This is a genomic window from Frankia sp. AgB1.9, assembly GCF_016786355.1.
In the GTDB taxonomy this organism is placed as follows: domain Bacteria; phylum Actinomycetota; class Actinomycetes; order Frankiales; family Frankiaceae; genus Pseudofrankia.
The window spans coordinates 1-8,810 of record NZ_JADWYX010000210.1 but is presented as its reverse complement, the minus strand read 5'-3'; the positions used below and the strand labels follow the sequence as shown (position 1 = coordinate 8,810).

The window sequence follows — 8,810 nt, the reverse complement described above, 5'->3', positions numbered from 1 at the left end:
GGCCGGCCCGGTCACCCATCGGATGACCGGGCCGGCGATGCCCCGGTGCCGGTCTCCCGGGCCGGAATCGGTCAGGCGTGGCCGTACGGCTCCGGGCGTCCCACGGCGGGGTGGCCGGCGTGCGCGGGCTCGGGCGCGGCGCCCGCCGTCACGCCGACCAGCTCGACGTCGGTCGGCACGAGATCCGACGGGTCCTCGTCGAAGGGGACCGACTCCGGGTGCGCCGACGGTGCCACCAGCGCCTCCGAGTGCGCGCCGCAGCCGTGGTCGATCGAGGTAACCCGGGCGTCGTCGGGCGCCAGCTCGTTGGCGCACACCCCGAACAGCCGGCCGAGCGCACCCGCCAGCCGGACGTGGAACCCGCAGGTCAGGCACGTCGCCGGGGCGACCTTCGCCACATGGGCGTCGGGGCCGGGCTCGCCGGCGTACCAACGGGCCGAGGCCTCCTCCCGGCCGACCGCGGAGAGCACCCGTGGGCGGCCCAGCCCCAGCTCCAGGAACGCGTCGGTGTCGACGAACTCCTCGACGTCGGCCTGACGCAGCGCCAGCCGCGGGTCGTCGACGGCCGTGGGCAGCAGGTCGCCGACGCCGACGTCGCCCGGGCGAAGCCGCTGCGACCACGGCACCCACGCCGGCGCGAGCAGTGCGTCGTCGCCGGGCGTCAGGACGACGTCGTCGACGGTGACCTTGCGTACCCGCGGGGCGCGAGTGGTCACGACCGTCCACACCCAGCCTCGGTAGGCGTGGGCCAGCGAGGCGAACCGGTGCAGCACCAGCCGATCGCCCTCGGCCTCGACGCCCAGATGCTCGCCGACCGCTCCCTCGTCCCCGGCCTCCTCGACGGCGGCCGCGCGGGCCACGTCGACGGCGGCGGCGCAGACCGGGTCCGGGCCGGTGGCCCGGGACCGTGTCCCGCGCGGGGTGGCCGGGTCCTCCTGGTCGTCCTCGTCCTCACCGTCACCGTCGGCGCGGTCCGCCGTCGCGACCGGGAGGTCGGGCCGGTCGGCTCCGACCGCGACCACTTCGGGCACGGCCTCTTCGGCAGGTGCGGGCGTCTCGGCCTCGGCCTCTGCGACGGTCTCGACTCCGACGGCCGTCGTCTCGGGCTCGGTCGTCGTCTCGACCTCGGCGATGGTCTCCGGCCCAGCGACGGTCTCGGGCTCGGCGGGTGGCGCGACCTCGGCGACGGTCTCGACTTCGGCGGCCGTCTCGGGCTCGGTCGTCGTCTCGGGTTCGGCGGGCGGCGCGAGTTCGGCGGCAGGCTCGATCACGGCCGCCGGCTCGGGCTCGGCGCGGGTCGCCGGTTCGGCCGCCGCGTCGATGGACGGTTCGGCGGGCGGCTCGGATGCGGACGCTTCGGGCGCCGGCGGGGCAGCGGGGGCCACCTCGTCGGCGGGCACCGCGGCCGGCGGGTCGGCGAGCGCGGCCGGGATCACCGGCTCTGGCGGGTCGCCTGGAGTCGGGTCGGCGGTAGTTGTCAGGTCGTCGGCGGGTTCCGCCGGTGCCTCGGTCGGGCCGGCGGGCTGGGAGCCCGCCGCCGCGTCCTGGGCCTCGGCCGGCTCGGCCGGAGTAGCGCTCACCGCGTCGTCAGCGCCCGTTGCATCGTCCACGGGACCATTCTCGCCCAGGCTCGACAGGTACGCCCGGCGTGGTCGTGGCCGCGCGGCTGTTCGGCGAGCACACTCGGCAGGGTGGGTACTCGCGGGTTCGGCCGGCCGCTGCGCCGCCGTGCGGTCGTGACGGAGCCCGGCGTGGCTACGGACAGTCCGACCGGGGCCGTCGGGAGGGTCCGCGCGAGCCTTGGAACTGGCGTTGGACGGATCCGGGCAACTACGCGGCGTGATGGCGCCGACCGGTCCGGGCTCGCCGCGCTGCTCGACCTGTCCGTGATCAACGCCGCCGGCGACGCGCTGGTGACCGTCGCCCTGGCCGGCTCGTTGTTCTTCTCGGTGCCGACCGGTCAGGCTCGGTCCAAGGTCGCGCTCTACCTGTTGATCACGATGGTGCCGTTCGTGCTGCTCGCCCCGGTGATCGGGCCGTTGCTCGACCGGGTGGCCCACGGCCGGCGCACGGCCCTGGCGGCGCTCTGCCTGGGCCGGTGCCTGCTGGCCTGGCAGCTCGCGGCCCAGCTCTCCGGCCTGCAGGTTTACCCACTCGCGCTGGGGCTGCTGATGCTCTCCAGGGCGTTCGGGATCGCGCGCAGCGCCGTGATCCCTCGGGTGGCGCCACCCGGGCTGACGTTGGTCAAGGTCAACTCGCGGATGTCGATGGTCAACATCGTCGCGAGCTCCGCCGTGGCGCCCATCGGGCTCGGGATCGCGCACATTCCGTACGTCGGCTACGCGTGGGTGCTGCGGCTGTGCGCGCTGCTCTATCTGGCCGGCGTGCTGCTGGCGATCAACCTGCCGAAGCGGGTCGATTCGAACGCCGGTGAGCGGGCGCTGCGTGACATCGTGGCCGGTGCCACCGGCCCGCGAGCCGCCGCCGCGCCCAGCCAGCCCGTCGTGGCCGGGCCGCCTTACCAGGCTGTCGCGGGCACGGTGGTGGACTCGGAAAGCCGGGGTCGGCGGCTCGCCGGCAAGCATGCCCGCTGGCACGCGTTGGTCCGAGCGGTGCTCGGCGCGTCTCCGGTGGCGTTGCGCTCTACTCTGGTGTTGCGCGCGATCGTGGGGTTTCTCACGTTCTTCCTTGCGTTCCTGTTGCGGACCGAGGGTGGGACCAATCTCTGGCTGGGCGCGCTGGCCGCGTCCGCCGCGATCGGCAGCGGCCTGGGCGTGGTGATCGGCGGACGGCTGGGTCGTCGCCGGCCGGAGCGCATCCTGACGCTGGCGCTGCTGCTGACGACCGTCGGCTGCCTGCTGGCCGCCATCGACTATGCGAAGTTCCCGGCACTGTTCGCCGCCCTGCTGGCGATGCTGGCCGCGGCGATGGCCAAGCTCGCGCTCGACGCGATCATCCAGCGCGACACAGCCGACGACGTGCGCAACTCAGCGTTCGCCCGCTCGGAGACCGTGTTGCAGCTGGGCTGGGTGGCCGGCGGAGCGCTCGGGCTGATCGAGATGCCCGGTCAGCTCGGTTTCCTGATCGCCGGGCTGGTCCCCGCGGCCGCGCTGCTCCCGCAGGCCCGCGAGATCCGCCGCGCCCGCGGTGCCGCGGACCGCGCCGAGCGGCTCCAGGCCTCGGGTGGTGACCCGGCGGCCTGGCCAGCGGCGACGAGGGGCACGTGGGTGGCGCCGGACGGCACGACTGTCCTACCGGCGATGATGCCGCCACCGGATCGCCCGTACCCAGCCGTCGCCGGTCCGTTCCCGGATGACGCGACGCGTCCCTGGCGAGCCGTCCCTGAGCCGCCGTCGGCGCCGGCCGGCCCCGTGGTGCCCGGCTATCCGAGCGTCAGCCCGCCCCCAGCGGCGCCGCCGACCCTCTGGTACCCGGGTTCCGGCGAGTACCCGGGTTCCGGCGGGTATGCGGTGCCTGGCGGGTATCCCGAGTCCGGCGGGTATCCGGGAAATGGCGGGTATCCGGAAGCTGGCGCGTACCCGGCGCCTGGCGACCAGGTTGCGGGGCAGCCGTTGGGCCCGTGGGTGCGGGCACCCGGCCAGGTGGACGAGACGACGACCCGACCCGCCCGCCGGCGCCCGTGGGGACGCGCCCGCCGGGCCGCCTCCGACGCGGATCCTGACACGACGCTCCCGCTCGGCTCCGAGGGCCGGTTCCCCGAGGTACCCCCGCCCCGGAACACCCCCAACCACTCGGCGGACTAGCCAGTACCGCCGCCGCCAAGATTGGCCGGCCCAGACAAGGTCCGCGATCAAGGCGGGTGGGGCGGAGACGTTGGCGGACTAGCCGGATGGCGGGTCAGGCGGACAGCAGGCGTTTGCGGGTCAGGTAGTCGGTGGCGACGGCCGCGGACGCTTCGCCGTCGGAGTCGACTCTCCGGTCGAGATCGGCCAGGTCGGTGGTGGTCAGCACGGGGGCCAGCACGTTCAGCGCAGCGCTGATCTCGGGTGTCAGGGACCTGGTGTTGACGATCGGCACCAGGTTGTCGGCGTTCTGGAGCTTCTTGTCATCGGTCAGGATGACCAGGCCGTAGTCGTCGACCGTCGCGTCGGTGGTGGCGACCAGACCGAGCTGGGCCAGGCCGTCGCGGACCGCCGCCTTGGTCGCGGCCGTGTCGAAGCCGGTCTGGACCAGGCCCGCGATCTTGATCCCGTAGGTCTTCTCGAGGCCCGGCTGGCAGAACGGCCGGGTCGGGCACTCCGTGGTCGCGGCGACCGTCACCGCGACGCCGCTGGCACCCAGATCGGACAGGGTCTGAAGCCGGTGGGCGCTGGCGAAGTCCTTGGTCACGGCGAACGCGTTCTGGTCGACGGCGTTCGCCGGCTCCAGCGCCGTCAGGCCTTTGCCGGCGGCGAGCCGGCGCAGGGCGGCCAGCGAGACGGTCAGGTCGCTCGACGAGACCGGCGGGGTGTCCTTGCCGTTGACGAGGGAGCTCAGCAGGTCCGCGTAGGTGGCGACATACTGCGGCATCACGTCGATCTGGCCGCTCTCCAGCGAGGACTCGGCGATCTCGGTGCTGGCGATCGACGTCCGGTCCACGCCGTAGCCGGCCTTGGCCAGCAGCCGCGCGTACATGTCGGCGAGGATCTTGCTTTCGGTGAACCCGGCGTCGGCGACGGTCAGGTGGCCCCGGGGGACTCCGTTCGTCCCGCCGCCGCCCTTGGCGGTGCCGCCAGAGCCGCCGCACGCGGCCGCGCCGAGTGCGAGGGCGAGCAGCGCCGCGATGCCGGCGGCGCGTCCGTGGTTCCGCTGGCCTCGGGAGTGACGGTAGACGGATGCCGTGTCTGCCACAGGTGCCTCTCCCGGGTCCCCCGCCGCCGCGTCCGCGGCTGTCAAACGCCGCCAGCATACTTCCGGTGGATCTTCGCGGGCCGCGCGGGCCCTGGCGCGGATCGCGTGGTCAGGACCGACGTCAGCGCGGCTCGTGCGGCTCAGGTGAACGTCGGCAAGCCCGCGACACGCCGGCCCCCGGACCCAGGAAGGGTTCGGGGGCCGGCGGCCGAAAGGAGGATCGGTCAGGCGAGACCGACACTGGTCAGCCACTGCTTGGCGACCGTGTCCGGGTTACCGGTCCCGACCTTGGCGTCGAGGTCCGCGAGGATCGCCGTGGTCAGCTTCGCGGACACAGCGTTGACGGTGTCCTTGATGGTCGGTGTGATCTTGGCGGTCGCCACGATCGGTGTGACGTTCTGCGCGGCGAACATGTTCTTCGGGTCGGTCAGGGCGACGAAGCCATCGGTGGCGAACGACGGGTCCGTCGAGAAGATGTCGGCCCCGTCGATAGTGCCGTCCTTCAGCGAGGTGACCGTGACGGTGCCGCTCGCCGACAGCGCGGTGAAGTTGCCGAAGGTGACCCCGTAGACGCTCTTGAGCGCCGGGATGCCGTCAGGCCGGGTCTGGAAGGCGGCCGGGGCGCCGAAGGTGAGCTTGGATGCGACCGAGGTCAGGTCCGCGATCGAGGTCAGGTGGTACTTGTCGGCGGTCGCCTTGGTCACCGTGATCGTGTCGGAGTCCTGGGCCGCGGCCGGGGTCAGCGCGGTCAGCTTGCTGCCCAGAGCGGCGGGCAGCGCGGCCGTCACCTCCGCGGTGCTCTTGGCCGTCGACTTCGGGTCCAGGTAGGCCAGGATCGAGCCGTTGTACTCGGGGAAGAAGCTGATCGAACCGTCCTGCAGCGCCTTGACGTAGACGGACCGCTCGCCGATGTTCAGGTTCTTGGTGATCTTCACGCCCTTGGCCGCCAGCGCGTCGGCGTAGATGTCGGCCAGCAGGGTGCTCTCGGTGAAGTCGGCGGAGCCGATCGTCAGCGAGCCCGCGTCGGCGGCCGCGCTGGCGCCGGCCGAGGGGCTGGCGGATGAACCACTGCTGCCGCTCGAGCCGCAGGCGGCCAGCGTCAGCACGACGGGCAGTGCGAGGGCGACAAAGGCCGACGTGGTCTTGCGGTACATGGGTCTCCTCTAGATTTCGGCGGATGCCGGGGGTGCTGCGGATACCGGGGGTACGGGGGCTGGCAGGGTGGTGCGGTAACGGCCGGCGATGCCGCGAGACACGACGAGTCGCTGCAGGCCGAGCAGCAGAAGGTCGGCGACGACGGCCAGCACTGCCACCAGCAGGGCCGCGCCGATCATCGCCGGGTAGCCGACGTCAGGGTCGTTGATCTGGGGCAGGCCGTTGATGAAGATCTGGTAGCCGAGGCCGCCGAGGAACGGCAGGTAGCCGGCGATGGTCGCCGTGGCGACCACCTGGAGCACCGCGCTTCGAACGCCGGCCAGCACCAGCGGCAGCGCGATGGGCAGCTCCACCCTCGTGACAACCTGCCACCCGCGCATGCCCATTCCGCGTGCCGCGTCCCGTATGTCCGGGTCCACGCCCTGCACGCCGGCATACGTGTTGGTGAGGATGGGCGGGATGGCCAGCACGACGAGCATGGCCTCGACCGGGATCAGGGAGCCGAACGCGCCGCGCGGCACCAGCCAGCTGATCGCGCCGTGATAGTGGATCTTCGGGCTCACCACCACGTAGAGCAGGATCAGCAGCCCGAAGGCGGGCACCGCGCGAATCGCGTTCGCCAACCCGGCAATGGCGAAGCCACCCCGCCCGGTGTGGCCGACTAGCAGCCCGATCGGAATGGCGATGACCATCGCGACGACAACCGCGACCACCGTGTAGAGCACGTGCTCGCGCAGGGAGACCAGCAGACCGTGCGGCCCCCACCAGTGCGACGCTGTCGTCAGCCAGCCGGGCACCAGCCCGAGGCTGGGCAGGTTGCTGCTGGCCAGGTTGCCGCCGGCCAGGATGGCGGTCGCGCTCACCGGGCCACCGCCCGCCGCCACGGCGTCGCCAGCCGGACGCCCAGCAGGATCAGTGCGTCGAGCACCAGTGCGAGCAGCACGAAGAGGATCAGCCCAAGCCAGATCGGCGCCGTGTCGCTGGTGGTGGCCCCCAGCGTGAACAGGGAGCCGAGCTGGCTGACCCCGAGCGAGGAAGCGACGGCGATCAGGCTGACGTTCGAGACGGCGGCGACCCGCAGGCCCGCGCCGATCACCGGCACCGCCATCGGGAGCTGCACCGCGATCAGGCGTTGGCGCTCCGTGTAGCCCATCGCCGCGGCGGCATCCAGCACGGTCGCGTCGACGGACCGCAGCCCGTCCGCGACGACTCGCACGAGCAGCGCGACGCTGTACACGGTGAGCGCCACCGCGACGTTGAGCGGGTCGAGGATGCCGGTGCCGAGGAGGCCCGGCAGGGCCAGGAACAGCACGATCGACGGGATCGTGTAGAGCAGGCCGCCGAGGCTGATGACCGGCGCGTAGGTCCACCGGTACCGGCTCGCCAGCCACCCGATCGGCAGGGCGACCACCAGCGCCACCACGAGTGGGACCAGCGAGAGCCAGACCGTCGTGCGCAGCCAGTCGAGCACCTGGCTGTGGTTGTCGCTGAGGTACTGCCAGATGTGGTTCATGATGCCGGCTGTACGGGTGGGCCGGATGGGACGGCGCGCTCCTGCTCGATCCGGACCAGCACGTCCGACGCGGTGACGGTGCCGGCGAAGGTGCCGTCGGCATGGACGACGACACCCCGCCCGCTCGGCGACGACAGCGCCGCGTCGAGCGCCTCGCGCAGCGTTCCCGCCTCGGGAGCGAGCGTGCCGCCCAGGTTCAGCTTGTCCGTGTCGACCGTGCCCTCGCCCGTCGCCGCGGCGGTCGCGAGCCACCCCAGCGGATGACGGCCCTCGTCGAGCGCCAGAACCCAGCCGTCCCGGGCCAGGTCGGGCGCCGCCTTGAGCGGGGCGCCGACCGTCACCGTCGGCTCGTCCAGCAGCGCCAGCTCGCCCGCGTGGGTGAACCCGAGGGCGCGGTAGCCACGGTCGCGGCCGACGAAGCCCGCGACGAACGAGTCCGCCGGACTTGCCAGCAGCTCGCCCGGCGGGGCCAGCTGCGCGAGCCGGCCGCCGACGCGCAGCACCGCCACCTGGTCGCCGAGCCGGATCGCCTCGTCGATGTCGTGGGTGACCAGCACGATGGTCTTGCGCAGCTCGTGCTGCAGCCGGAGGAACTCGTCCTGCAGCTGGCCGCGGACCACCGGGTCGACGGCCGAGAACGGCTCGTCCATCAGCATGACCGGCGGGTCGGCGGCGAGCGCCCTGGCGACGCCGACGCGCTGTTGCTGGCCGCCGGACAGCTGGGCCGGGTACCGGCCCGCGAACGCCGCTGGCAGGCCCACCCGTTCGAGCAGCTCCAGGGCCTGGCCGCGCGCCTCGCGGCGGCCGCGGCCGAGCAGGCGGGGAACGGTGGTGATGTTGTCGAGGACGGTCCGGTGCGGGAACAGCCCGGCGTGCTGGATCACGTAGCCGATGCCGCGGCGGAGCTGGTCGGACCTGATCGTCGCGGTGTCGCGGTCGTCGAGCCAGATCCGGCCCGAGGACGGCTCGATCATTCTGTTGATCATCCGCAGGCTGGTCGTCTTGCCACAGCCGGAAGGGCCGACGAGTACGGTGATTTTGCCGGTCTCGGCGACCAGGTCCAGGGCGTCCACCGCGACGGTGCCGTCCGGGTACCGCTTGGTCACCGACTCGAAACGGATCACCACACCATCCCATATGCCTGATGACGACGACCCGCGCGGCGCGCCTGACAGAGGGTATTGCACGGGAAGCCGGTAGACAAAATAGGCTTTTCGTTGTCGCCCGGCAGTGCCATCTGTTCGCCCGTCGATCTGGCGGCCTCGCCGCGGCGCCGCCGACCGTCGGCGCC

Annotated in this window: 7 protein-coding genes; 1 reads left to right on the top strand and 6 read right to left on the bottom strand. The window is 72.8% G+C overall.

The genetic code is table 11. From position 1 onward, the window contains the following. Window positions 1-71: 71 nt before the first annotated feature. Window positions 72-1,610, bottom strand: a complete 1,539-nt coding sequence (locus I6A60_RS39905) for a DUF3027 domain-containing protein (protein ID WP_307874113.1) — start codon at window positions 1,608-1,610, stop codon at window positions 72-74. A gap of 141 nt (window positions 1,611-1,751) precedes the next feature. Here I6A60_RS39905 and I6A60_RS39900 point away from each other — a divergent pair, with 141 nt between their 5' ends. After that, window positions 1,752-3,764 (top strand): MFS transporter, encoded by a 2,013-nt coding sequence (locus I6A60_RS39900; RefSeq protein ID WP_307874112.1) that lies wholly within the window; start codon window positions 1,752-1,754, stop codon window positions 3,762-3,764. A gap of 94 nt (window positions 3,765-3,858) precedes the next feature. Here the strand turns inward: I6A60_RS39900 and I6A60_RS39895 are convergent, their stop codons facing one another. From I6A60_RS39895 to I6A60_RS39875, 5 genes are all read right to left on the bottom strand, one after another. Continuing rightward, the gene (locus I6A60_RS39895; protein WP_203025341.1) at window positions 3,859-4,851 is read right to left on the bottom strand and encodes an ABC transporter substrate-binding protein; all 993 of its coding nucleotides are present in this window, start codon (window positions 4,849-4,851) and stop codon (window positions 3,859-3,861) included. Between the two features lie 224 nt (window positions 4,852-5,075). Then, window positions 5,076-6,005: an ABC transporter substrate-binding protein gene (locus I6A60_RS39890; RefSeq protein ID WP_203025342.1), complete on the bottom strand. Its 930-nt coding sequence runs from the start codon at window positions 6,003-6,005 to the stop codon at window positions 5,076-5,078. A gap of 9 nt (window positions 6,006-6,014) precedes the next feature. Continuing rightward, window positions 6,015-6,869 (bottom strand): ABC transporter permease subunit, encoded by an 855-nt coding sequence (locus I6A60_RS39885; RefSeq protein ID WP_307874111.1) that lies wholly within the window; start codon window positions 6,867-6,869, stop codon window positions 6,015-6,017. Continuing rightward, the gene (locus I6A60_RS39880) at window positions 6,866-7,519 is read right to left on the bottom strand and encodes an ABC transporter permease (RefSeq protein WP_203025343.1); all 654 of its coding nucleotides are present in this window, start codon (window positions 7,517-7,519) and stop codon (window positions 6,866-6,868) included. The genes I6A60_RS39885 and I6A60_RS39880 overlap by 4 nt, the downstream gene beginning before the upstream one ends. After that, complete coding sequence (locus I6A60_RS39875) at window positions 7,516-8,643, bottom strand: ABC transporter ATP-binding protein (protein WP_203025344.1); 1,128 nt, start codon at window positions 8,641-8,643, stop codon at window positions 7,516-7,518. Before I6A60_RS39875 ends, I6A60_RS39880 begins: the two co-directional genes overlap by 4 nt. Between the last annotated feature and the right edge of the window lie 167 nt (window positions 8,644-8,810).

What these genes read in the sequence shown, in the direction of transcription:
- I6A60_RS39890 (WP_203025342.1), bottom strand. Translation starts at nt 6,005, where the DNA reads ATGTACCGCAAGACCACGTCGGCCTTTGTCGCCCTCGCACTGCCCGTC.
- I6A60_RS39880 (WP_203025343.1), bottom strand. Translation starts at nt 7,519, where the DNA reads ATGAACCACATCTGGCAGTACCTCAGCGACAACCACAGCCAGGTGCTC.